21 protein-coding genes are annotated in these 25,480 nt (G+C 29.7%); 4 read left to right on the forward strand and 17 right to left on the reverse strand.

The window, feature by feature from the left end; genetic code table 11:
- The first annotated feature begins 6 nt into the window (after positions 1-6).
- The 3 genes from M9396_RS00680 to ychF all read left to right on the forward strand — a co-directional run bounded on the left by M9396_RS00680 (position 7) and on the right by ychF (position 2,962).
- Positions 7-957, forward strand: coding sequence for a ribose-phosphate pyrophosphokinase (locus M9396_RS00680; RefSeq protein WP_250241043.1), 951 nt, complete (start codon positions 7-9; stop codon positions 955-957).
- A gap of 240 nt (positions 958-1,197) precedes the next feature.
- Complete coding sequence (gene pth / locus M9396_RS00685; RefSeq protein WP_250241041.1) at positions 1,198-1,800, forward strand: aminoacyl-tRNA hydrolase; 603 nt, start codon at positions 1,198-1,200, stop codon at positions 1,798-1,800.
- 85 nt (positions 1,801-1,885) lie between these two features.
- On the forward strand, positions 1,886-2,962 hold the full coding sequence (gene ychF, locus M9396_RS00690; protein WP_250256735.1) for a redox-regulated ATPase YchF: 1,077 nt from the start codon (positions 1,886-1,888) through the stop codon (positions 2,960-2,962).
- Positions 2,963-3,069: 107 nt separating this feature from the next.
- Here ychF and M9396_RS00695 read toward each other — a convergent pair whose 3' ends face one another.
- Together M9396_RS00695 and gpmA are read right to left on the reverse strand one after the other, a co-directional pair.
- Positions 3,070-3,780, reverse strand: a complete 711-nt coding sequence (locus M9396_RS00695) for a Bax inhibitor-1/YccA family protein (RefSeq protein WP_250241037.1) — start codon at positions 3,778-3,780, stop codon at positions 3,070-3,072.
- 188 nt (positions 3,781-3,968) lie between these two features.
- A complete protein-coding gene (gene gpmA, locus M9396_RS00700; protein WP_250256736.1) occupies positions 3,969-4,664 on the reverse strand; it encodes a 2,3-diphosphoglycerate-dependent phosphoglycerate mutase in 696 nt (231 codons plus the stop codon).
- Positions 4,665-4,949: 285 nt separating this feature from the next.
- Between gpmA and pgl the strand changes: the two genes are divergently transcribed.
- Positions 4,950-5,963: a 6-phosphogluconolactonase gene (pgl, locus tag M9396_RS00705; RefSeq protein ID WP_250256737.1), complete on the forward strand. Its 1,014-nt coding sequence runs from the start codon at positions 4,950-4,952 to the stop codon at positions 5,961-5,963.
- A gap of 1,040 nt (positions 5,964-7,003) precedes the next feature.
- Here the strand turns inward: pgl and ybgF are convergent.
- The 15 genes from ybgF to M9396_RS00780 all read right to left on the reverse strand — a co-directional run bounded on the left by ybgF (position 7,004) and on the right by M9396_RS00780 (position 25,212).
- The gene (gene ybgF, locus M9396_RS00710; protein WP_420022214.1) at positions 7,004-7,792 is read right to left on the reverse strand and encodes a tol-pal system protein YbgF; all 789 of its coding nucleotides are present in this window, start codon (positions 7,790-7,792) and stop codon (positions 7,004-7,006) included.
- 7 nt (positions 7,793-7,799) lie between these two features.
- On the reverse strand, positions 7,800-8,327 hold the full coding sequence (gene pal, locus M9396_RS00715) for a peptidoglycan-associated lipoprotein Pal (RefSeq protein WP_250256739.1): 528 nt from the start codon (positions 8,325-8,327) through the stop codon (positions 7,800-7,802).
- 59 nt (positions 8,328-8,386) lie between these two features.
- On the reverse strand, positions 8,387-9,748 hold the full coding sequence (tolB, locus tag M9396_RS00720) for a Tol-Pal system beta propeller repeat protein TolB (RefSeq protein WP_250256740.1): 1,362 nt from the start codon (positions 9,746-9,748) through the stop codon (positions 8,387-8,389).
- Positions 9,749-9,825: 77 nt separating this feature from the next.
- Complete coding sequence (gene tolA, locus M9396_RS03325; RefSeq protein ID WP_284308677.1) at positions 9,826-10,536, reverse strand: cell envelope integrity protein TolA; 711 nt, start codon at positions 10,534-10,536, stop codon at positions 9,826-9,828.
- Between the two features lie 84 nt (positions 10,537-10,620).
- On the reverse strand, positions 10,621-11,046 hold the full coding sequence (locus M9396_RS00730) for a biopolymer transporter ExbD (RefSeq protein ID WP_250256741.1): 426 nt from the start codon (positions 11,044-11,046) through the stop codon (positions 10,621-10,623).
- Positions 11,015-11,761: a protein TolQ gene (tolQ, locus tag M9396_RS00735; protein WP_250241014.1), complete on the reverse strand. Its 747-nt coding sequence runs from the start codon at positions 11,759-11,761 to the stop codon at positions 11,015-11,017. Before tolQ ends, M9396_RS00730 begins: the two co-directional genes overlap by 32 nt.
- Positions 11,762-12,110: 349 nt before the next feature.
- Entirely contained in the window at positions 12,111-12,995 is an 885-nt protein-coding gene (gene sucD / locus M9396_RS00740) for a succinate--CoA ligase subunit alpha (protein ID WP_250256742.1), read from the reverse strand.
- Complete coding sequence (sucC, locus tag M9396_RS00745) at positions 12,979-14,154, reverse strand: ADP-forming succinate--CoA ligase subunit beta (RefSeq protein WP_250256743.1); 1,176 nt, start codon at positions 14,152-14,154, stop codon at positions 12,979-12,981. Before sucC ends, sucD begins: the two co-directional genes overlap by 17 nt.
- Before the next feature lie 115 nt (positions 14,155-14,269).
- Positions 14,270-15,514: a 2-oxoglutarate dehydrogenase complex dihydrolipoyllysine-residue succinyltransferase gene (odhB, locus tag M9396_RS00750; RefSeq protein ID WP_250256744.1), complete on the reverse strand. Its 1,245-nt coding sequence runs from the start codon at positions 15,512-15,514 to the stop codon at positions 14,270-14,272.
- Positions 15,515-15,537: 23 nt separating this feature from the next.
- Positions 15,538-18,402: a 2-oxoglutarate dehydrogenase E1 component gene (locus tag M9396_RS00755; RefSeq protein ID WP_250256745.1), complete on the reverse strand. Its 2,865-nt coding sequence runs from the start codon at positions 18,400-18,402 to the stop codon at positions 15,538-15,540.
- A 204-nt stretch (positions 18,403-18,606) separates the two neighbouring features.
- Complete coding sequence (locus M9396_RS00760) at positions 18,607-19,353, reverse strand: succinate dehydrogenase iron-sulfur subunit (protein ID WP_250241002.1); 747 nt, start codon at positions 19,351-19,353, stop codon at positions 18,607-18,609.
- A 16-nt stretch (positions 19,354-19,369) separates the two neighbouring features.
- Positions 19,370-21,148 carry a succinate dehydrogenase flavoprotein subunit gene (gene sdhA / locus M9396_RS00765; RefSeq protein WP_250256746.1) on the reverse strand — a complete coding sequence of 593 codons (1,779 nt, stop codon included), beginning with the start codon at positions 21,146-21,148 and terminating at the stop codon, positions 19,370-19,372.
- Positions 21,149-21,496, reverse strand: a complete 348-nt coding sequence (gene sdhD, locus M9396_RS00770) for a succinate dehydrogenase, hydrophobic membrane anchor protein (RefSeq protein WP_284308684.1) — start codon at positions 21,494-21,496, stop codon at positions 21,149-21,151.
- Complete coding sequence (gene sdhC / locus M9396_RS00775; protein WP_250240996.1) at positions 21,472-21,879, reverse strand: succinate dehydrogenase, cytochrome b556 subunit; 408 nt, start codon at positions 21,877-21,879, stop codon at positions 21,472-21,474. Before sdhC ends, sdhD begins: the two co-directional genes overlap by 25 nt.
- A 1,674-nt stretch (positions 21,880-23,553) precedes the next feature.
- Positions 23,554-25,212 carry a phosphoglucomutase gene (locus M9396_RS00780; protein WP_250256748.1) on the reverse strand — a complete coding sequence of 553 codons (1,659 nt, stop codon included), beginning with the start codon at positions 25,210-25,212 and terminating at the stop codon, positions 23,554-23,556.
- Between the last annotated feature and the right edge of the window lie 268 nt (positions 25,213-25,480).

Raw genomic sequence — 25,480 nt, forward strand, 5'->3', positions numbered from 1 at the left:
TATGAGATGTTTCTAAATATGAAACTGTTTACTGGAAATGCTATTCCAGAATTAGCCCAGCGTATTGCTAATAGATTATATATTAATCTCGGTAAGGCTTCTGTTGGTCGTTTTAGTGATGGAGAAGTAAGTGTTCAAATTAATGAAAATGTGCGTGGTGGAGATGTGTTTATTATTCAATCGACTTGTGCTCCAACGAATGATAATTTAATGGAATTAATTGTTATGGTTGATGCATTAAAACGTGCGTCAGCCGCTAGAATTACTGCTGTAATTCCTTATTTTGGATACGCTCGTCAAGATCGAAGAGTGCGATCTGCTAGAGTACCTATTACCTCTAGAGTTGTAGCAAATTTTTTATCTAATGTAGGAGTGGATCGTATTTTAACGGTAGATTTACATGCCGAACAAATACAAGGATTTTTTGATGTGCCAGTAGATAATGTTTTCGGGAGTCCAATTTTATTGGAAGATATGACGAAACAGAATTTTAATAATCCTATTGTAGTATCCCCAGATATTGGAGGAGTAATACGTGCTCGTGCTATTGCAAAATTACTTAACGATACTGATATGGCAATTATAGACAAACGAAGGTCTCGCGCTAATATTTCTCAAGTTATGCATATTATTGGAGATATATGTAATCGTGACTGTATATTGGTAGATGATATGATTGATACCGGAGGAACATTGTGTAAAGCTGCAGATGTTTTGAAAGAAAGAGGAGCTCGCCGAGTATTTGCGTACACTACCCACCCAATTTTTTCTGGAGATGCTTATGAGAATATTCAAAATTCTATGATAGATGAAATTATTGTTTGTGACACTATTCCATTAAAACCAAAAATAAAATCTTTATCTAATGTGCGTGTATTAACTTTATCTGGTATGCTTGCTGAAACAATTCGACGTATTAGCAATGAGGAATCAATTTCTGCTATGTTTGATCATTAATAAGATTATGTTGTGTATATAAAAATATTAATTTATATACATATTGTATTTTCTTCATGTTAATCGTTTTACTATCATTTTAATGATAGAGGATTTAATATAATACTAAAGTATATATGATGAAAATATCAAATGATTTTTAATGTATGTATGTGTGTTCAAGTAAAAATATATTTATAACGTAAATATTGGGGTTAATTACATTTAAATTTATAAAATTGCGTAGTGGTGTATATAATAATGACTATTAAGCTCATTGCTGGATTAGGAAATTCTGAAACGAGTTATTTTAATACCAGGCATAATTTTGGTTCCAGATATGTTAAATCTTTGGCAACAAGATACAAAGTAATACTAAGTAAAAATACTATATTGTGTGGATATGTTGGGCGATTAAAATTAGAAACCAATATTGTGCATTTATTAATACCAGATTCGCATATGAACAATAATGGCCTTTCAATATCTAAATGTGTTGATTTTTATCAATTATGTCCACAGGAAATATTGGTTGCACATGATGATCTTGATTTACCACCTGGTGCAATGCGAATTAAATTAGGTAAAAACGTTAATAACAGTCATCGTGGCGTAAAGGATGTTATTGTTAAACTTCATAATAAATATGATTTTTATCGTTTACGTATTGGGATAGGTCATCCTGGTAACAAAAGTAAAGTCATTGATTTTGTGTTAAATAAACCAACTATTTATGAAAAATATAGGATTAACCATGTAATTAATGAAGCAATACTACATACTGAAAGTATAGTTAATAAAAAATTTATTAAAGTTATGAATCAACTACATTCCTATAAGCCTGATGTTTTATGGAAATGTTAATTTAAAAATGTTTAATTTTAATTATAAAATATTGGTTGCGACAGTAAATTTTAATATATATTTTTGTTGATTGTTAAAAAATTTTATGCAAATTGATTGTGGTATTATCGGATTACCGAATGTGGGTAAATCTACTGTATTTAGCGTATTGACTAATACACCTGTTAAAATAGCTAATTTCCCATTTTGTACTATTCATCCCAATATATCTGTGGTTCAGATACCTGATCTGCGTGTATATCAATTAACAGATATTGTTTCATCACATGAAACAGTACATGGTAAGATTAAATTTGTAGATATTGCTGGTTTAATAAAAGGGGCTGCTCAAGGTATTGGTCTAGGCAGTAAAATTTTAAATCATATTCGAACAACAAAAGTATTATGTCATGTGGTACGTTGTTTTGATGATAACCAAACTGTTCATGTTTTTAATGATATAAATCCTTGTAGAGATGTGGACATTGTTAATACCGAACTTATATTATTTGATATTTCTCAGTGCGAACAAAGTATTTGCACTTTACAAAAAAAATATAAACTTATTAATGAAAATATTGAACAGCAGCTATTCGTATTAAAAAAATGTTTGGATTATTTATATGAAGGAATTCTTTTGAGGAGGGTACATTTTTCTAAGACAGAAAGAACGAATATTGAAAAATTTAATTTTTTAACTAACAAACCAATTGTTTATTTTGCTAATATTGATGAAAAATCTGTTACGAATAATATCTATTTAAATAAATTGCGCGCATTGGCATCTAATGATAACATACCATTAATCTCATGTTGTGCAATGTTATCTTTATTAAAAAATAGAGACGATTGTGTTAAAGTAGCTATGAAACAGCAAAAAGACATATTGTATGATATAGTTAGTGTCATTTTTTCTGTGTTGGATTTACGTACTTTTTTTACCATTAATTCACATATGACACGTGCTTGGATATATGTAGCTGGAATGACTGCATTAGAAGCAGCTAAAAAAGTACATAGTGATTTTAAAAAGGGTTTTATTCGTGTTCAAATTATTAAGTTCGATGATTTTATTTTTTATTGTGGGGAATTAGGTGTAAAGAAAGTTGGTAGAATATGTTATGCAGGTAAAGATTATTGTGTGAAGGATGGGGATATATTGAAGTTTTTATTTCAAATTTAGTGTGTTATCTTAAAAAATTTTGGGGGTAGTTAACAACAATAGCTCGGACTATTGTTTTTATAAAAACAATAGTCCGAGCTATTGTTGTTATATGCAGCTATTTATTGTTAACGGCGATTTCCAAAAATACGAACTATCATTAAAAATAAGTTAATAAAATCTAAATATAAAGTTAACGCTCCTATAATCGAGTATTTACGAAATTGATCATGATTATCTATAGATAAAGATGCTCCTATAGATTTGAGTTTTTGAGTATCATACGCAGTTAAACCGACGAATATAATAACGCCAACATATGTAATGAGCCACATTAAAGCTGTATTTTTCAACCATAAATTAACCATTGAGGCTAGTACTATACCAATTAGTGCCATAAATAATAAATTACCAAAACTGCTTAAATCTCGTTTAGTAGTATATCCATATAATGTCATTGCTCCGAACATACCGGACGTCACGACAAACGCGCTAGATATGGACGACGTAGTATACAGTATAAATACACTGGATAAGGTTAAACCTGTTAACATTGAATACAACATAAATAAGGTAGTTGCTAAAGAACCACTTAATCGTGTTACCATACCAGACAGAACAAATACTAATGCTAGTTGACCAATAATTAGACTAAAAAATATTATTTGGTTAGAAAATAATAATTGAAGTATTGCCGGAGTTCGAGAAGCGTACCAAGCAACAAAAGCTGTCAACAATAATCCGCAAGACATCCACCCAAATACTTGCAAGATATACGGCTGTATTGCGTTATTGACTTGTTCTGACGCTGTGTTTTGAAAACGGGGAAATTGATCCATACTTATCACCTTCAAAAATAATTGAAATAAAAAATTTACGTACATTATATCGTAAGCAAATCATGTGATCAACAAAATGTTTTATAACATCATTTTAAAAATGAATGTGAAGTTTAAATGAACATTAAATAATTGTATATCTTACTTTATCAAAAATAATAACCGAAAATAAATTATTGTTTAAATAATTATTTTAAATAATAATGTTGAATGGGATCTGCGTTCTTGTCAAATTCATATATTAATGGAACACCTGTTGGCACATTAATGTGAAATATTTCTGATTCATTTAAGCGATTAAGAAACTTTATTATAGCACGTATGGAGTTGCCATGGGCAACGATAATAATTGTTTGATCTTTTTTAATATGAGGTATTATGGATCGGTTCCAACAAGGGAGTACTCTTTTTAAGGTTAGTTCTAAACTTTCACTACTAGGTAATTCATCACTACTGATGTTAGCATAACGATTGTCATTTGTTGCAATAAATTGGTTATTTCCACAAACGTTTGGAGGAATAACATTGAAACTGCGGCGCCATTTTTGAATTGTTTTGTAGCCATATTCTTTTATGGCTTCATCTTTATTTAGTCCTTGCAGTGCCCCATAATGACGTTCATTTAGTCGCCAAGATTTTTCTATCGGTAGCCATGCCTGATCTAACTGATCTAATATGATCCATAAAGTATGAATTGCTCGTTTTAATACTGAAGTATATCCATAATTAAAAAGAAATCCATTTTTTTTTAATATTTTACCAGCGCATTGCGCTTCAGAACGTCCTTTTTCTGATAAGTCTACATCAACCCATCCAGTGAATCGATTTTCTTTGTTCCATTGACTTTCTCCGTGTCTTATTAAAACTAATTTAGTTACATGCATAATTTGTTCTCTTATTTTTTTGTTTACGAATATACGAAGTATATTATATACTGCTTGTTTTCGATTAGCTATTTAATTGTGTGATGCGTAATATCGAAATAAACTTAAACTGTTAATATGTGCATATACAAATAATATTTTTATTTTAATGTAGTTGAAAAGTGACAATTTTTATGAATTATATAAAAAATTAAAATAGGTTTGTAGTCCCATACTGAAATACGGTCACATATAATATTGTTTTTTATTTATATTTTGATTTATTGTCGTAAAATGAATAAATATATGATACAAATTGTTTATGTAGTGAGCCCGGAAAGTCAGCAAATTCATGTTTGGAAATTAGATAGTATTCATGGGCTACTAGAATTAATGCAGGTGATATATACTCACGGACATGCACAACCTATGGCTGTGCATCCTAATAAACGATTTTTATATGTTGGAATACGTCCCAATTTCGGAATTACTACTTATTGTATCAATCAGATGGGGTTATTAACGGATAATGGGACAATTGAGATCCTTAGTAGTCCCACTCATTTGATTAGCGACAAAAAGGGTACATTTTTGTATTGCACATCTTATAGGAATCACACGGTAAGTGTGATTCCTATAAGTATGTCAGGAATGCTTCTTAGTAGTCCTATACAAATTATAGAAGGTCTGTTAGGGTGTCATTCTGCAAATATAGATAAATTCAAAACATTACTTTGGGTTCCTTGTCTGCAGGAGAATGCTATTAGGTTATTTAACATAAATTCGTTTGGAATGTTGACACCATACGATCCATCTATTATTAAAATTAATATTGGTTCTGGTCCACGTCATATGACTTTCTATGATTTCGATTGTTACGCATATGTCATTAATGAATTAACGAGTACTGTTGATGTTATAAAATATGATAATTTTCAAAAAAATCCAAGTATCGTTCAAACAGTAAGTATAATTCCAAAAAATATCAGCATTAACCGATGTTGGGCAGCTGATATACATATTACTCCTAATGGGCGTTGGTTATATTGTTCTGATAGATCTAGTAATATTATTAGTTGTTTGGAGATTTCTAAAAAAACAAAAAAATTGAAATTTGTTGGTTATCAACTCACTGAGGAACAGCCGCGTGGTTTTGCAATTGACTATCAGGGAAAGTTTTTAGTGGCCGCAGGTCAAAAATCAAATTATATCTCTTTATATAAGATTAATTCAGATAATGGAAAATTAACTATGTTGTCTCGTTATTCATCGGGAAAGGGTCCTATGTGGGTTAGTATTATGGCGTTGAATTGCAAATGAGTATACAATAAGATTATTCATTCTTATATGATGATGATCGGGTAAAACATAATTTTTTATAAATATAATTTATATGTACTTATAGATTAATAGTAAATTTATATAAATATATCTGTGTTTTATATATTCGTGTTAAGAATATAGAAATTATAATCGGATAAAACTACCCGTTTAGGTATGTTGTTGGTAAGTATAAAACAAGGTTTATCATTATAAAATAATACGATTTTAGATTCTGTCTTATTATAAGTATAATAAAAACACAAAAACTTTTTTATTTTGTTATTTTCCGATGTTTGTTTTATCAGATTGTTAACTGATAATCTTAAAAATTTATAATATACTTTTTTAAGTAAAGTGTATAATGGGGAACGTTAAAGACAGATAACGTGAGATAGGATCTTTTTTTAAATTTGTTATGATTGTTTGTGATTATTTTTGAATTATATGATTATTTATCATGAATATTCATCTTGAGTAATGAAATCTACAGATTTTAGAAAGATTTTAGATATATTAAATATTTTTTAAACAAAAAACATTTACTTATTCTAAACATTTTTTAATTTTTTGTGAGTAAAACACATACTCATATATCATATGAGTATGTGTTTTTGTTTAGTATATAAATTAATTGGTTTGTTTAATATTAAATATGACATTTAATATAATGAGTTAGATTGATTCATTGTATATATGGCAATACACATATTAAATTGTGATATCTATATACATAGAATTATATTTAGATTGTATTGTTTCTATTAAAAATATCTGTTATCTCCAAATATTTCAATTTTTGTATAGATACTATAAAAGTATTAGTCAAGAATAAATAAAATAACATCATTACAATTATAATAGTTGATTGAATTGCTGCAACTTGATAAATAATTGGGATTGCAGTGTATAAGGTTGTTGTTTTTATTATTTTGGAAGAAAAACTTTGTGTCAACTAGAATTAAAAAATTAAAATAGATTTTATTTGTTTTGTATTTTCCACGAAAGATAAAAAATTTATTTTAAACAATAATTTATTACTATGATAGGTGTATTAGACGTTTTTGAGCTTGTTTTGCTGCGTTGCTGTTAGGATATAATTTGCCTACTTGTTTATATATTGTTTTGGCTTTGTCTTTTTGTTCTGTTTCTTGCATGATAATACCGATTTTTAATAATGCATCTGATGCTTTTAATGATTTAGGATAATTCTTTACGACTAACGCAAAATGCCGAGCAGCGTCATGTTTGTTGCCTTTATTGTAATAAAGCTGTCCTAGCCAATAATGCGAATTCGATTGGTAGATTGATTCTGGATGATTTTTTATAAAATTCTGGAAAGCCTCTATTGCTTGATTATATTGTTTTTTTTCTAATACTAATGATACTGCTTGTTTATACGCAGTATCTACATCTATTATCATTTCATTATTCATTTTTTTTGGTTTTTGAATGTTTGAGTGACTGGATAATTTATCAGGAATATTGCTAGAATAATGTATATTGTTACGTTTATTTGGAATACTATTGGTATGTTGAGGTGATGCTGATTGATTATTTACAATTTCTGATATGTGATGTTGCATATCTTGAATATATCCACGTAAAATATCAATATCTCGTTGATTTTCAGATAATTGTTGCTGCATTTGAATTAAGCATTGACTATGTGCGTCATATATCTGATGTAATTGATTAATACGCTGATTGCTATCTATCTTATGATTTACATCTTTAGCATATGCAATATTATTATTTGTAATATTAAAATATATCATCATTACGATGATTATATCTAATTTACATAGAAATAGTATATATTTAATCATATGGATATTATTTATATATTAATACAACACGTCTATTTTTAGAGTAAGCTTCTTCGTTTTGTCCTAATACAGCTGGTTTTTCCTTACCATAAGATATAGTTAACATTTGTTCAGATAATGCACCTTTACTTTGGAGGTACGATTTTACAGAGTTAGCTCGACGTTCACCCAATGCAATATTGTATTCCGGAGTACCACGTTCATCAGCATGACCTTCAATTTTAATATGTTGCAATGGATTATTATATAAAAAATTGGCATGGATGTTTAATGAGTAAAAAAAATTAGAAGGAATGTCATATTGATCTAAAGGAAAATAAATAACATTGTTGGATTTTAATTCTTGTGTTTTTAATTGTACTTGTTCATCGACTACTCTATTATTTTTTGTACTAGTATGTTTAAAATGATTTAATTCAACATTTTTTTGATTAGGAGTAGTATTATCGTACTGAGATAATGAAGAACATGCAGTTATTACCACGCTCACACTTATCGCGAATATTAATTGTTCAAAAAAATTGTTTGGTTTCATTTATATATCCATTGTTCATTATTTTTAAAATGTTAATTGTAATGAAAATAGCTATTATCTTATTCTAAATGTAATGGAGACCAAGTTGGAAATCTTACATCTCCTTGATTTCCTTGTATATGAGCTTTAAAATGGCCATCAATAGAGATTAATTCTAAATTGGATGTTGTTGTTAAATCCTTATTAATACTACTGTATAGTACCATAGTATTATTGGGAGCTATACTAGGAGTATCAGCTAACAGTGTATCTGTTAATATTTCTTCTTGTCCAGTTAATAAATTTAATTTAGCAATATTTTGTTTTCCTTGATGTCTATTAACCATGATTATAAATGTCCCATCTGAACTAACATTTGGATTTTGATTACTAGTATGTAGCCAAGATAATCTTTGAATTTCAGTAGTTTTAATATTAATTTTATATATTTGTGGACTGCCTCCTTGGTCTGAAGTATAGGCTATATTTTGATTATCCGGAAACCAACTAGGTTCGGTATTATTGTTTCTATTTTTAGTTAATTGTTTAATTTCTCCAGATTCTAAATCCATAATATATAAATTTAAACTACCTGTTTTGGATAAAGAAAAGGCTAGTTTTTTGCAGTCGGGAGAAAAAGCAGGGGCACCATTATGGCGCGGGAAACTAACAATATTATTAACTAATCCAGTGTTCAATGCTTGAATAACAAGTTCTGAATGGCCGGAGGCAAAGGTAACATAAGCAATTTTTTTTCCGTCTGGAGACCAAGCTGGAGACATTAACGGTTCTGTCGATCGGCAAATTGAAATTTGATTATGACCATCGTAATCAGAAATATATAACTCATAAGGATATTGATCATTATGAATGCGCAAAACATAAGCAATACGTGTACAAAATGCACCTTTTATACCGGTTAACTTTTCAAAAATTTCATTGCTTATAGAATGGGCTACATAACGTAGCCATTTTTTTTCCACTGAATATTGATTTTCTGATATTATTAACGGAGGGTTGCTAGAAGTATCTATTAAATGATATGAAATAATATAACTTTCATCGTAGTTTATATGTATTGTTCCTAACACAATAATGTTAATACCCAGTTTCTCCCAAAAAGTTGGGATGACATCGGATACTTTAGTAGGTTTATGTGGTAAATATTCTACGGGAATAGTATTGAATTTGCTGCTATTCCGTAAGTCAGCAGCTATTATTGATGCTATATCTTCAATTGATATTGATTTGTTATACTGATTACTAATACATGTAAAAGGTATTACAGCAATGGGGTGTGCAGCATTTACTCCGCATGTAATTTCGATATGCATATCTGCAAGTAGCGCAGGTTTCCATAAAAATATAATTAACACTATTGACAAAGATATTTTTTGCAACCAATGTGGTAGTTTATGAGTTTTTCTAATTATTAAATACATGCGAATTTTATAATGAAAGTAGATTATTTAATGGACCAATATATTATTATTATTTTTTAAATGTGTAAATATTTTGTTTATTGAGGAGAAAAATTTAATATTGTGTTTTTAAATATTTCGTAAACATCTGAATTTGGTGGTTTAGGAATTTTTGCTAATTTAGCGGCGATAATTGCTGCTTGGCATAGATCGTAATCTCCAGATATAGCGGTTACTGATAATAACGTGCCGTCAGGTGCTAATTTGATGCGTAGATTGCATTGTTTACCAACATAATGCGAAAAATTATAAAATTTTTGTTGTATTGATTCACTGATCATACGCTTATATATATTAATTTCGTTATTTTTAATAATTTCATTTGAAATATTATTTTCATTATCATTTTTTTTTGTTGTCAAGTTTAATTTAAATTCTTTGTTATTTTCTATAGATTTTTTTTTATTAATTAATGTATTCAGTAAATTACTGAGTTCATTAGAGTCATGAGATTGATAATTTAATGTATCATGTATTAGTATATTTTTTTCTACAGTATTCTGATTTTTCTTTTTAAGGGTGTTAGGTAACGTTGGTCCTGCCAATGGATGTTGTGTTTCTGTTATTTTGAATCGATTTGATTGATCTTGTGTGTTGTTGTTTTTTTCTGTTTCCGGGTTAGAGTTATGAATAAAGGTATTAATTGAATTTTTGTTATTAGCTATTTTAGTAGTGTATTGTTGTTGTTTTTTTATTATGTGTTTATATAGCAACAAAGCAACGATCACATGTACAATGATTGATATCATAACAGCAGATCTAAATTTTTTGTAATATCTACTAAATAAATTCAATAATTATCATCCAAGTTATGCAAGAATATCGTTCTGTATTCAAACAGAAGGATTTGTTATCATTCCAATTGAATGTATACCGATGCGATTTAATAAATTCAATACTTTAATTATTTCGTCGTATTCTACAGTTTTTGAAGCTGCGATCAGACACATTATATTAGGAGCGATGTGTGTTTGATGACTTATTTCTGATGAAATTTGGTCTAAACGCACTTTTTCTACATGTTTATTATTAATAATGAGATTATAAAATCCCATTCCTAAAATTTCAATAGTAATTATAAGTTTTTCATTGTTAATAATATTTGGTGTTGCTGGACTATTTGGAAGATTTACTTCAAAGCTTTGTATCCATTTAGATGGCATCAACATAAAGATCATTAAAAGAACTAATAATATATCTAAAAACGGTATGATATTAATATCAGACTTAATCGTGTTTCTGATACGCTTTCTCTTCATATTGATTTTCCTTATTTAACGCAGAATCAATATTAAAAAAAATCTGATGATATAGAATCGTAATAAATTCTTCTATAAAGTTGTTATAATCTTGATCCATATTGTTTATTTGTGCAGTTAAGTAATTAAATGCTATAACCGCTGGAATCGCTACAAATAAGCCAATTGCTGTAGAAATTAATGATTCAGCAATACCTGGTGCAATAATTTGTATATGAATCATCTGATTGGCAACATTGTTAGTCGTTGTTTTACCTAGTTCTATAAAAACGTGTATAATCCCTAATACAGTTCCAAATAAGCCAAGATATGGACTAATGGATCCAATTGTACCTATTAGTGGAATATAATCTTCTAACGATTTTAACTCTATATTTATTGCAGTATGCATATTATCCAGTGTTCTAGACATCATTGTTTCAGGTGAACAATGTTTTGTTTGATATAACTTAGAAAATTCTTTAAATCCTACATAAAAAATTTGTTCAGCCCCATTTAATTTATTACGACGAGCTGCAGCTTTTTGATATAAACTAGATAAATCTATTCCAGACCAAAATTCGTTTTCAAATACTTTTAATTTTCGCTGTGCTGCACTTAGCACGAAGATACGATGAAAGATAATACTCCAAGATAAAACGGAAAATCCAATTAATACAAATATACTAATTTGTACTAAAATATTAATTTCTAAAAATAAGTCAAAAATATTCATACCAATTAATTTAAATTTAAATATTGTATAAGGGGAATAACAATATGATTGTCATAGATAATCTTTATTATTACGAAAGTAATTTAATTCCTAAGATAACATAATCGTACACACATAACAGTTAATAAAAGATAATTCTTATAAAATAATCTGTTAAATAACATGTAGTTTTTAAAAAATATATTATAGTAAAATATGACTCAATTTTATCTAAAAAGTGAAATAAGATAAAATAAAAAGCGATTATATTATCCATCTGGATATAATAAAAACAACACTAATCATGTCTCACTTACTATTAATATTAATGTTAATGTGCAGGTATATGCGTATATGTTGTTTATATATATTATGTGTATTGTTGTTTATCAATGGATTTAATAAATTGACCAATGTTAACAAAGTTATCTACGATATGTACTCCTGATTTGGATAAAATCTCGTATTTTTCATGAGCGGTACTACCAATTCCAGAAATAATAGCGCCTGCGTGTCCCATACGTTTCCCTTTAGGAGCAGTAGTTCCAGCAATATATGCAATCACTGGTTTCTTAATATATTTATTAATATATGTTGCTGCTTTTTCTTCAGATCTACCTCCTATTTCACCAATCATTACCATTAATGATGTTTGAGGGTCTTGTTCAAATAATGATAATATATCAATAAAATCAGAACCAAGTATCGGGTCACCTCCAATGCCGACGCATGTGGACTGACCTAATCCCAGGTCAGTTGTTTGTTTTACTACTTCATATGTTAAGGTACCTGATCTGGATATAATTCCTACGCAACCTGGGTTATAGATATCACTTGGCATGATTCCAAGTTTACACTGGCTTGGAGTCATGATTCCTGGACAATTTGGTCCAATCATCATACATGTGTTATGTTTTTTTAATTGTTGTTTTATTAATAACATGTCCAATATTGGAATCCCCTCGGTAATACAAACAATTAATTTAATACCGGCATGAATTGATTCTAAAATTGCATCCTTACAGAAAGGAGCGGGTACATAAACAATAGAAGTCGTCGCATTAGTGCTATTTATTGCCTCACCAACAGTGTTAAATATTGGCAATCCAAGATGGGTGCTTCCCCCTTTTCCAGGGGTAACTCCGCCTACTATTTTAGTACCATAGTTTAATGCTTGTTGAGAATGAAAACTGGCGTGCTTACCAGTCAGTCCTTGACAAATTATTTTTGTATCTTTGTTAACTAAAATTGACATTTTTTAATTTCACCGCAGTTACAATTTGTTGAATTGCATAAATTAAATTATCGGTAACAATAATATTGAGTTTGCTATTAATTAATCGATTAGAACCTAATGTAGAATTATTTCCTTCTAACCGAGCCACGATAGGAATATGTTTTGTGGTATATCTGGACAATGCAGTTATGATGCATTCAGCAACTAAATCACAGCATACAATTCCTCCAAAAATATTTACAAGTATCGCTTGCACTTTAGCATCTTTTAAAATCATATTAAAAGATGATATTATGCATTCTTTATTAGCGCCCCCCCCGATGTCTAAAAAATTAGCAGGAATCCCTCCCAATGATTTAATTACATCCATAGTAGCCATCGCTAATCCAGCGCCATTGACCATACAGCCAATATTTCCCTCTAAGGGAATGTAATTGATACAATTCAGTATATCGATTGGTTTATTTATCGAGCATATATTTAATAATTCTGATTGTCTAAATATAGCATTATGATCTACAATCATTTTGGCATCTAAACAACAAAAACGATCATCATCAGTAATAGCTAATGGATTAATTTCAATTAACGTTAGGTCATTTTCCAGCAGCATGCGTGTTATGCTGACAACAATTCTGGAAAATTGATTTATTTTACCTCCAGATAAACCTAATTTACATGCTAATACCCGTCCTTGATAAGGATATATTCCGACTGAAGGATTTATGACAATTTTATGGATAAAATTAGATGTTTTTTGTTCTGTAATTTCAATGTTCATACCACCTTGCGTAGAAGCCATACATATTATTTGGGATTCATCTCTATCAATTGATATGCTTAAATAAAATTCTTGAACAATTTTCACAGCTGGTTCTATTAAAATAGAAGTCACTAATTCCCCGGTATCGGTAGTTTGATATGTTATCAATCTATTACCAAGCCATTTATTAGCAAAAGATAATATATTTTTCGTGGAGTGTACAATACACACTCCTCCTGATTTCCCGCGTCCTCCTGCTTGCACTTGACATTTTACTACCCATGGGCCATGACCTATGCTATTCGATACAATATAATGCTCTATATCATTTAAAGTAACACACACACAACCTGTCAAAACAGGTAAATTGTATTTTGCCATTAATTTTTTTGCTTGATATTCATATAAGTTCATAATATGTGATCGTACGTATTGTGATTGCTTAAGATTAAGATAATAATTTAGTTAATATAACGTATTAATTTATTAAAATATAAGAATATAAAAAGTATTTATATAGGTTGTATTATTATATTTCTAAAAACAAGCGTGTTGGATCTTCTAACAACTCTTTAATGTATACTAGAAATCTTACCGAATCTTTTCCATCTATTAATCTATGATCATATGATAATGCTAAATACATCATAGGTAATATTGCTATCTGTCCATCTTGAGCTATGGGTCGGTCCTTTATTGCATGCATACCAAGAATTGCGCTTTGTGGAGGATTAATAATAGGAGTAGACATTAATGATCCAAAAACTCCACCGTTAGTAATGGTAAAATTACCTCCGCTTAATTCTTCAATCGTTAGTTTTCCGTCTCTCCCTTTTTCAGCTAAATATTTTATATTTTTTTCTATATCGGACATGCTTAATGTATCGACATCTCGTAATACTGGGGTAATTAAACCACGTACTGTAGATACTGCAATACTTATATCAAAATAATGATAATATACAATTTCTTCTCCATCAATGGATGCATTAATTTCAGGAAAATGTCTCAAACCTTCTAAAACTGCTTTTACATAAAAAGACATGATTCCTAATGTAATTCCATAACGTTTTTCAAATAATTCTCCATATTTTTTTCGCAGTTTTATGATGGGTTGCATGTTTACTTCATTAAAAGTAGTTAACATAGCTGTAGTATTAGTAACAGCTAATAGGCGTTCTGAGATTTTTTTTCGTAATCGATTCATTATAATACGTGTTTCTTTGCGATCGTTTTTCGTATTTTTTATGTGACGATGCGCTATATTTTCATTATTTTGTTGATCAGTATCATGTAATTTTTTTTCGGAATGAATATGTGACTCTATATCTTGACGAGTTAGACGTCCTTTTATCCCACTTCCTTGAATATTTTTTAGCTGTAAATTATGCTCTGTTATTAATTTGCGAATAGACGGAGTTAAAATGTTATGATTTTCGTTATCTCGAGTGAGAATATGTTCTTGAGATGCTATTGATGTAATAGATTTTTGATCTTGAAATATTTTTTTTGTATCTTTTTGAGAAACGATATGATCAATATTTAGACGTCCTAAAATTTGTCCGGATACTACTGTTGATCCCTCTTGTTCTGAAATTGATTCTAAAATTCCTGTGCTTGGCGCAGGAACTTCTAACATAATTTTGTCTGTTTCTATTTCCAGTAAAATATCATCTTGTTTAACCGTATCTCCTGATTTTTTATGCCAAACAGCAACAGTAGCGTCTGCAACTGACTCGGGTAAATTCGGAACCACAATGTCAATACTACTCATTTTCTATCCTTTTTAAAAAAAAATTAACTTAGATTTAATGCATCGTCAATTAATTTTTTTTGTTGTTGTTGATGTACTGAAAAATATCCTACTGCAGGTGCAGCAGCATCAGGACGTCCTATATAATTTAATGTAACATTTTCAGATATTATGTTATGAAAACAATGTTGTATGTAATACCAAGCACCTTGATTTTTAGGTTCTTCTTGACACCAAGTAAAATCTTGTACATTTGAATAAGAAGCTAAAATAGCTTGTATATTTTTATAAGGAAAAGGATATAGTTGTTCAATGCGAATAATAGCTATGTTATATTGTTCGTTTTTACGTCGTTGAATTAATAAATCATAATATACCTTTCCAGAGCATATTATCACACGTTTGATTTTATTTGAAAGGATATTATCATCTATTTCATTAAAGACCGTTTTAAATGATCCATATGCTAAATCTTCTAATGAAGTAGTTACCATGGGATGTCTTAATAGAGATTTTGGTGATATAATAATTAGTGGTTTTTTACAATTAATATCACATGTTGCTTGTTGGCGTAATATATGGTACATTTGGTCTGGGGTGGAAGGCACACAAACGTATATATTATGTTCAGCGCACAATTGTAAATATCGTTCCATACGAGAAGAAGAATGTTCCGGGCCTTGTCCTTCATATCCGTGAGGTAAAAGCATTACTAAACCGCATAATTGGCCCCATTTTTGCTCACTGGAACTAATGAATTGATCGATGACAATTTGCGCTCCATTAGAAAAATCTCCAAATTGCGCTTCCCAAATAATTAGCATATTATTTGCCAAACTGGCGTAACCATACTCAAATGCTAAAGCTGCCTCTTCGGATAACACTGAATCCCAAATAAAAAGAGACCCTTTTTTATTTTCTTTTTTATTATTAATAAGGTGTATTAAAGGGATATATTTTGTACCATTATTTTGATCATGTATCACAGCATGTCTATGAAAAAAAGTTCCTCGAGCAGCGTCTTCTCCAGATAAACGAATAGAAATTCCTTGATCTAATAAAGTAGCGTATGCTAGCACTTCTGCTGCTCCCCAATCAAACAATCTATTACCTAAAGCCATCTCTATTCTTTCATGATAAATTTTTTTTACTCTAGAGTGCATAGCGACACTCGATGGAATATCATTGATACGATAGGCTAAATTTTTTAAGTATTGGGTGTTTATTTTGTTAGAATGCAGAATGTTTTTATTTTTGTTTAAGCTATTTGTATGTAAAGAAGCGCGAATATGCACCGGTTTCCATTTATTCAGAACACAACATTTTTTTTCTAATTTTTCACGATATGTATTAATCATTTGAGAAATTTCATTTTTCTTTATAATTCCATTTTTATTTAAAAAATCAGAATAAATATTAAGTAATGTTGGATGATTACGAATTTTTTTATACATCAGAGGTTGAGTAACACTTGGTTCGTCAGCTTCATTGTGTCCGTGTCTACGATAACATACTAGATCAATTATTACATCACGTTTAAACACACTGCGAAAATTTAATGCGGAGCGAGTAACATAAACAACTGCATCTACATTATCTGCGTTAACATGGAATATAGGGGCTTGTATCATTTTTGCGATATCTGTACAATGTTGAGTAGAACGAATGTCGTGGATATTTGATGTTGTAAATCCTACTTGATTATTAATAATAATATGTACTGTGCCTCCTACATCATAAGCACGAGTTTTAGACATGTTAAAAGTTTCTTGAACGATGCCTTGAGCACTAATTGCTGCGTCTCCATGTATTGTAATTGGGAGCACGATATTGCATTTTTTTTCGTCATGATGAATCGATTCTTTAAGCAACTGATCAATCCGCGCTCGAGTACATCCCATGACTACTGGGCTAACAATTTCTAGATGAGAAGGGTTACATAATAGAGATAAATGTATGATCTCTCCATTAACTGTAACATCTGAATAAAATCCTTGATGATATTTCACGTCGCCACTACTGCAAGTAGCATGGTGTTTATTGGAAAATTCATCAAATAAATCTTGAGGATTTTTACCTAAAATATTAATCAATACATTTAGACGACCACGGTGAGCCATACCTAAAAATATTTCTTTAATATTATGATGACAAGCAGAGTAACGTATAATTTCTTTTAGCATAGGGATTAAAACATCACCCCCTTCTAATGAAAATCTTTTAACTCCTGGAAATTTTATTCCTAAATAACGCTCTATTCCTTCTGCCGAAACAATTTCTTGCAGAAATTGTTTTTTCTCTTCACCATGAAAGTTCAGCATTCCTACTGTGGATTCAAAATGATTTTGAATCCACAGTATTATATTTATATCAAGAATATGCATATACTCAATGCCTATAGGACCACAATAAGTTTTTTTAAGAAATTCATATATTTCTAACAAGGTCATTGATTCTTTGTTGATTCCAAAATGGGTTATATCAAATTTTCTTTGAAGATTTTTTAAAACGAAATTATAACTCTCTAAGTCTAAAAGATAATTTTTGTATTCACTGTTCCGTAATTGTAAAGGATCCAATGCGGCGCATTGGTGTCCATATATTCTGAAAGAATTTATTAATTGTAATATTTGTATATAAGTAATATTGCTACAATTATTAGCTTGTGCATGTGAATCATGAGATGCAATGTTGTATTGTAATTTAGAACACGTGTTATTTTTTAAATTATCAGAATATTGATCGTTATAATTGTTTTCAACAGATAATTGTTTAAACACTTCAATCCAACTAGAATCGATGGAATTGGGATTTTTTAAAAAATCCTTATAAATTTGTTCTATATAAGATTGATTATTTTTTGATAAATAAGAAGAATTTAACCAATTTTTCAGTGTGTCACTATACATTCTAAAATCCTTGTATTTTATTACATTTATTTTTTAAAATACTCGACATTAAGTAATTAGTTTAATAAAGTATTTGCTATATTATAAGTAATTGGTTTTCAATGTTATTAGCTACTGTAATCATGCATAGATATATATTTCATTTTATTTGGATTGTTATTTGTACATTATGTTAAATTGTGCTTTATAATTATTGTTGTTCTCTTAAATGTTATGTATGCCAATTAAATTTTTTGCTAATATTCTTTTAATATGGCCTATAGCTTTGGCTGGATTTAATTTTTTAGGACATACACTAACGCAATTCATAATGTTATGACAACGAAAAACACTAAAAGAATCTTTTAAGAGTTCCAATCGTTCTTGATCATTAGTATCACGGCTATCCATTAAAAAGCGATATAAAGCCAATAATCCAGCAGGACCAATAAATTTATCTGGATTCCACCAAAAAGAGGGGCAAGCACTAGAACAACATGCACATAATATGCATTCATAAGATCCATCTAATTTAGAGCGTTCTTCTGGAGATTGTAAATATTCATGAAGAAATTGAGGTTGTTGATTGGAACGGTCATGTATTAAAAACGGCTGTACTCTTTCATATTGAAGAAAGAATTGACTCATATCCACTACTAAATCACGAATTATTGGAAATCCAGATAATGGACGTACTACAATTGCATTCTGATGATGACTATCATATAATTGCTTTAATGAAGTAATGCATGCCAGATTGTTTATGCCATTTATATTCATACCATCAGAACCACATACCCCTTCTCTGCAAGAACGACGAAATGTTAAAGTTGGATCTTGTTCTTTCAATTTGATTAAGGCATCTAATAATGTCATATTTTTTGTATGTGATAAATTAAGTGTATAATTTTTCATGCAGGCATTTTTACTGATTTCAGGATGATAGCGGTAAATGGAAAATTTAATTTGCATATTTAAACTCCATTTTTTAATAAACACGAGTTTTCGGAGGAAAAGGAGAACGAAATTTTGGTTGCATATTTACATTACGACGAATCATAATATCATTTTTTGGTAAATATAACGTATGGCACAACCAATTTTTATCATCACGCGTGGGAAAATCATAACGACTATGAGCTCCTCTGCTTTCGGTTCTAAAAATAGCAGCCATAGCAGTTACATAAGCAGTTTCTAATAAATTATCTAATTCTAAACATTCAACACGTTGTGTGTTGAATGTATAAGATTTATCTGATAGAATCGCGCAGTTCAATCGGTTACGTATTTCTTTTAGTTCTTGCAATCCTTTTAGCATTTTTTGCTCTTCTCTGAAAACAGAGAAATTGTTTTGCATACATGACTGCAAATCTTGGCGTATTGTTACTGGATTTTCTGTTGCACCCGATTTATTGTTATTCCAGCGAATATAACGAGCTAATGATCGTTCTATATCAGAATCAGTAGGCCCACGCGCCGGCCATTCTTCTTCTGACAAATATGCTTGTATATATGTTCCTGTAGCATGCCCAAATACGATTAAATCTAATAAAGAATTTCCACCCAGTCGATTAGCCCCGTGTACTGATACACAAGCGGTTTCTCCAACTGCAAATAAACCTGGTACTATCGTATCTGTACCTGCATTGTTTACAGTAATTACTTCTCCACGCACCGTTGTAGGAATACCACCCATCATATAATGACAGGTAGGAAATACTGGAATTAATTCTTTGACGGGATCTATATAAGAAAAAGTACGCACTAATTCTAAGATACCAGGTAATCGTAATTCCAATAATTCTTTTCCCAAATGATCTATTTTTAATTTAACATGAGGACCACATGGACCCGAATAACCTCGACCTTCTTGAATTTCCAACATAATTGCTCGAGCTACCACATCACGTCCGGCTAAATCTTTTACATTAGGAGCATAACGCTCCATAAATCTTTCTCCTGCAATATTTAAAAGATATCCTCCTTCACCACGACATCCTTCACTTACTAAGATCCCGACACCAGCTATTCCGGTGGGATGAAATTGCCACATTTCCATATCTTGAGCAGGTATTCCTGCTCGCAACACCATGCCAATTCCATCCCCTGTGTTGATATGGGCATTAGTGGTAGATTGATAAATGCGTCCTCCTCCTCCAGTTGCAAGTACTGTAGCACGTGCTTTAAAATATGCTAATTCTCCTGTTTCAATAGAAAAAGCAACACAACCAAGTATTCTTCCATCTTGATTTTTTACTAAATCTAATGCGTACCATTCTGAAAATATGGTTGTTTTGTTCTTCAAGTTTTGTTGATACAAGGTATGCAATAGTGCATGTCCGGTACGATCAGCAGCTGCGGCAGTACGTGCTGCTTGTTTTTTTCCATAATATAAAGTTTGTCCTCCAAATGGACGTTGGTAAATACGACCATTTTTTAGTCTAGAAAATGGTAACCCCATATGTTCTAATTCCAGAACCGCTTTAGGTCCTGTTTTGCACATATATTCAATAGCATTTTGGTCTCCTATGTAATCAGATCCTTTTACAGTATCATACATGTGCCACTGCCAATCATCTTCGTGATTATTACCGAGAGCAACCGTAATCCCTCCTTGAGCAGATACTGTATGTGAACGTGTAGGAAAGACTTTAGATATTAAGGCGCAAGAAAATCCCATTTTAGAAACTTGTAATGCAACGCGCATACCCGCGCCGCCAGCTCCTATAACAATAGAAAAAAATTCTTTAACTGGTATCTGATGCATCTACACACTCCAAATGATAATCATCCCAAAAAATAAGTATATGAACAATATAGAACCGGTTATCCACACTCCTAACTGCCTTAATATAGGTAAGTTTATGTAATCTTCTAGTATGTGGCGCATGCCAATCCAAGCATGACTTAGGGCAGATAATAAAACCATGATACTAAATATTTTAGTGGTGTTTTTGCTAAAAAAATCGTACCACCTATCATAAGATAGGTGGTTAGAAGAAATAATAAAAATAGAAATATACACAATGTATAGCAACATCCAGACGGCTGAAATTCGTACTAGCAACCATTCGTACACTCCGTGATATTTCAAGATCGATTTAATGGATACCATATCAAAATTCCAATGAAAATAGATAACAAAATGGTTAATACAAATATAACTTTTGCACTAATTTTTCCTATTAGTAACGTTTGATTTAAACATCCGAAATCCATTAATATTTGACGGATACCAGCAACTATATGATAACTCAGTAAGATCGTAACTATCCAAAATACAAACTGAAAAATATAATGATTCATTAATAGAAACCGATGAATTTTACAAAATTCATTATTAGAAGATAAGGATAATTTTAACATCCAAAGAATTGGACCAATTGTTATGAATAACAGAATTCCGGAGATTCTGTGCAAAATAGAAGCAATAGCAGTAATGGGAAATCGTATAGTTCTGATATTTAAATATATTGGTCTTTGATTTTTTTTTATCATATAAACACTCTTAAATATTAATAGTAAAACATATGCTTGCAAGCAAAAGACTGATACATCCTGAAAACATCATAAACTAAAAGATAATATATGATATAAAGATGGATTATTATTATGGTTTTATCTTATAAATACAATTATTTTCAAATATATATATTATCTTTTGTTTTGATACCTCTAAATTACGTTAATCGATCCAATACTATAACAAATGATTAGATTAGGCATAATATCACATCTTGTATATTATTAACAATTTAATAATATTAAAAAATTTAGAATTGAATTTAGTTTTTAATTGTCAAAAAAAAGGGTATATATGCAATAATAAAATGAAGTAGATCATAAATTTTTTTATCCTGATCAAAAAAATAATTATAAAAATAATAGAATTTAAATGTGGTAATACTTTAATAGAATATTGAGTTTAGTGTTTAATATCTTTTATGGCACCCTAAAGTTGAACAAAAAATTTATATACTAAATATTTATTAGTTGCATTAGATATTATTATTCTGGAAGAATTTACCGATAATCACCATATGATCAAAGGCATAGCGTTTAGATAATAAGAATGCTGTATTTTAACAATTATTTTTTTTCAGAAATTACACTTCTTTAGTCTTATTCAAGATTAATTCATTTTATTTAATAAAAGATAAATAAGTAAGAAAGTATGGATATATTATTTGTGATGCTGATGTTATATGTTATTTTTTTTCGGATCTAAAAACTCATTTTTTACAATAAAAATGATTGTTGAAATAGCAGCATCTCATTGCGTTAATAGTATTGATATTTTTACTTTTAAATAATGTGCTGTGTTGCAAAATAAAAAATATTAAAATACAACATAAGTTGTTTTTGTGCTGAGTTTAGTATGTATAGTCTTTGGTTTTTATGAATGCATTATTTATGTAATTAATTTTAACATTAGCAACGAATCTACATTCTACATCTACACATATTTTAACATAATTATAAAGAGTTTATTATGTAATTTTATAAAATATATAATCGATTTCTCAGGTAATGATTTAGATCATATATGTGATCCTTTCGACACAAGACCATTAAATCTATTTATATATACAAAATATTGTTGATACAACGTATGTATATGGATATCTAAAAATAGTAGTAATTATACTATACCATTATATGTGAGGATGAATTGGATAGTCACACACTCAAATCATGTGTTCATGTTTTTTTACGCATCAAATATATCGAAAGTAATAGTCAGATCATATATTTAATACAAAATCGTTAAAACAACTATCATATTACAATACATTTTTCAGATGATCCACATTGTATTGAATACAGTATTAATTTAAAATGCATAACTTTATCTAAGAATTGTTTCAAAAAACATGATGGTCGAATGCCTATATTTATGGTGATTTATTTTATAATAAGGAATGATAAACATAAAAAATGTGTTCATTATTTTTGCAGAAAAATAATGAACACAAATTTTACCTTAAAATCCTAAGTGTTCATAGTAATAACATGCATTACATACATCCTATATATAATGCAGATATAATTTTTTTATTTATATCTATTTCATATTATTGTTTATAAGGTATTGTTATTTAACAATAAAGACTAATAATCTATAATTATGTAATACTACTGTATTCAATTTATTATCGTGTATCTTTTACATTAAGATTGATTGATGATATTATCGATGATACTTATTATGTCTTTTTCAATCTTTTTTCTATGAGAAACACTTAAAAAGCTTTCACAATAAATTTTGTATACTGATTCAGTGCCTGATAATCGACACGCTGCCCAACCATTGGGGGTGATGATTTTTATACTATCCATGGATATTTGATCTTTTAATGAACCCGTATTTATGATCTTAGTAATAGGATCATCTGCTAATTCTGTCATATTAATCTGATTAAATAATGTGTTGGAGATGATGGATTTTTGTGTGTAATTAATAGGTAATTGAATACGATTATAATTAGATATACTAAAATTTTGAACCAATTGATCATAATACTTTTGTAAAGATTTGTCACTAATAGCAATTATTTCAGCCGCTAATAGACACATAATTAGCCCATCTTTATCAGTGGACCATGGAGAGCAATAAAAATCTAAGAAAGATGCTCCTGCGCTTTCCTCACCTACAAAACCGAATAAGCTATTAAATAATCCTCGTACAAACCATTTAAAACCTACTGGTACTTCTATCAATTGACGAGAGAGATCGTATGCTACATGATTCATCATAATACTAGATACATACGTTTTTCCTATGAATAGTGAACGATTACGCCACAATGGACGATTGTTAAAAAGGTAATGTGCTGCAATAATAAGGTAATGATTAGGTTTTATTAAACCAAGAGGAGTAATAATTCCATGTCTATCACAATCTGGGTCATTAACTAAAAGCAAATCAAAATTATCATGTGATTTTAATACTCCAGCCATTGCGAATTCAGAAGAGCAATCTAATCGAATACAACCATCATAATCAAGATGTATAAAACCAAATGTTTTATCAATTTTTTCACTGATTAAATTTAAATCTAATTGATAAAATTGGGCAATGTTTTGCCAATAATCTATACTGGACCCACTTAAGGGATGTACTCCCAGTTTCAAACCGGATGTTTTTATGGCTTGCATATCAATTATTGTAGATAGTTTTTTTACGTAATTTTGAATGAAATCTTGTGTGTGTATATAACCGCTTTTCCAAGCGTTTTTTAACGTCATACGGTGCACATATTGTAAATTATTCACTAAAAATTTATTAGCGATTTGTTCAATTGTGCGAGTTATATTAGTAGGAGCTGGTCCTCCATATATTGAATTATATTTTATACCGCCATCTTCAGGTGGATTATGAGAAGATGTGATGATGATACCGTCAGCTTTTTTTGAATGATTATTGTGATGATTTTTATTATATTGAGTGATAGCATGAGAAATAACAGGGGTTGGAGTATAGCCGTTGTTTTTTTGAACAATAACATCGACAAAATTAGCCGCTAATACTTCAAGTACGGACATAAACGCTGGTTCAGAAAGAACGTGCGTATCTTTTCCAATGTAACATGGCCCAGTTATACCTTGTTGTGCGCGTACTTGTACAATCGATTGACTAATTGCTAATACGTGTGCTTCATTAAAACTGTATCTCTGAGAACTACCACGATGGCCTGAAGTACCAAATACAACATTATGAGCGCCATTACTTGGATCGGGAGATAAATTATAATATTGTGTTATTAATCGAGATGTATTAATAACTTCATTATGTGACGCTAGTTGTCCAGAATGGATATGATTCTTCATTCGAAAATCCCCTAAATTGATTATTTTATGAAATTTTAAAAAATATTATGATATCATTCTCGTAGAGTCTACCGGGGTATTGAAATTTGTGGCGTTAATATATAAAGAAATATTAGAACATCGTTTTGATGACCACGTTAGATTTAATTTTTAAAAACACTAATAATTCATAGGTATGCATTAGCAGTCTTTAAGGGTTACTCAGAAATAACAGCTATGTTTATTAAGTAAGTATTCTTATATACAACTTACTAAATACATAAAAATA

The organism is Blochmannia endosymbiont of Camponotus modoc, from assembly GCF_023585785.1.
Classification (GTDB): Bacteria; Pseudomonadota; Gammaproteobacteria; order Enterobacterales; family Enterobacteriaceae; genus Blochmanniella.

Coding starts and splice junctions, on each gene's coding strand:
- M9396_RS00680 (WP_250241043.1), top strand. CDS start 7: ATGTTTCTAAATATGAAACTGTTTACTGGAAATGCTATTCCAGAATTA.
- pth (WP_250241041.1), top strand. CDS start 1,198: ATGACTATTAAGCTCATTGCTGGATTAGGAAATTCTGAAACGAGTTAT.
- ychF (WP_250256735.1), top strand. CDS start 1,886: ATGCAAATTGATTGTGGTATTATCGGATTACCGAATGTGGGTAAATCT.
- M9396_RS00695 (WP_250241037.1), bottom strand. CDS start 3,780: ATGGATCAATTTCCCCGTTTTCAAAACACAGCGTCAGAACAAGTCAAT.
- gpmA (WP_250256736.1), bottom strand. CDS start 4,664: ATGCATGTAACTAAATTAGTTTTAATAAGACACGGAGAAAGTCAATGG.
- pgl (WP_250256737.1), top strand. CDS start 4,950: ATGATACAAATTGTTTATGTAGTGAGCCCGGAAAGTCAGCAAATTCAT.
- ybgF (WP_420022214.1), bottom strand. CDS start 7,792: ATGATTAAATATATACTATTTCTATGTAAATTAGATATAATCATCGTA.
- pal (WP_250256739.1), bottom strand. CDS start 8,327: ATGAAACCAAACAATTTTTTTGAACAATTAATATTCGCGATAAGTGTG.
- tolB (WP_250256740.1), bottom strand. CDS start 9,748: ATGTATTTAATAATTAGAAAAACTCATAAACTACCACATTGGTTGCAA.
- tolA (WP_284308677.1), bottom strand. CDS start 10,536: ATGATATCAATCATTGTACATGTGATCGTTGCTTTGTTGCTATATAAA.
- M9396_RS00730 (WP_250256741.1), bottom strand. CDS start 11,046: ATGAAGAGAAAGCGTATCAGAAACACGATTAAGTCTGATATTAATATC.
- tolQ (WP_250241014.1), bottom strand. CDS start 11,761: ATGAATATTTTTGACTTATTTTTAGAAATTAATATTTTAGTACAAATT.
- sucD (WP_250256742.1), bottom strand. CDS start 12,995: ATGTCAATTTTAGTTAACAAAGATACAAAAATAATTTGTCAAGGACTG.
- sucC (WP_250256743.1), bottom strand. CDS start 14,154: ATGAACTTATATGAATATCAAGCAAAAAAATTAATGGCAAAATACAAT.
- odhB (WP_250256744.1), bottom strand. CDS start 15,514: ATGAGTAGTATTGACATTGTGGTTCCGAATTTACCCGAGTCAGTTGCA.
- M9396_RS00755 (WP_250256745.1), bottom strand. CDS start 18,402: ATGTATAGTGACACACTGAAAAATTGGTTAAATTCTTCTTATTTATCA.
- M9396_RS00760 (WP_250241002.1), bottom strand. CDS start 19,353: ATGCAAATTAAATTTTCCATTTACCGCTATCATCCTGAAATCAGTAAA.
- sdhA (WP_250256746.1), bottom strand. CDS start 21,148: ATGCATCAGATACCAGTTAAAGAATTTTTTTCTATTGTTATAGGAGCT.
- sdhD (WP_284308684.1), bottom strand. CDS start 21,496: ATGGTATCCATTAAATCGATCTTGAAATATCACGGAGTGTACGAATGG.
- sdhC (WP_250240996.1), bottom strand. CDS start 21,879: ATGATAAAAAAAAATCAAAGACCAATATATTTAAATATCAGAACTATA.
- M9396_RS00780 (WP_250256748.1), bottom strand. CDS start 25,212: ATGAAGAATCATATCCATTCTGGACAACTAGCGTCACATAATGAAGTT.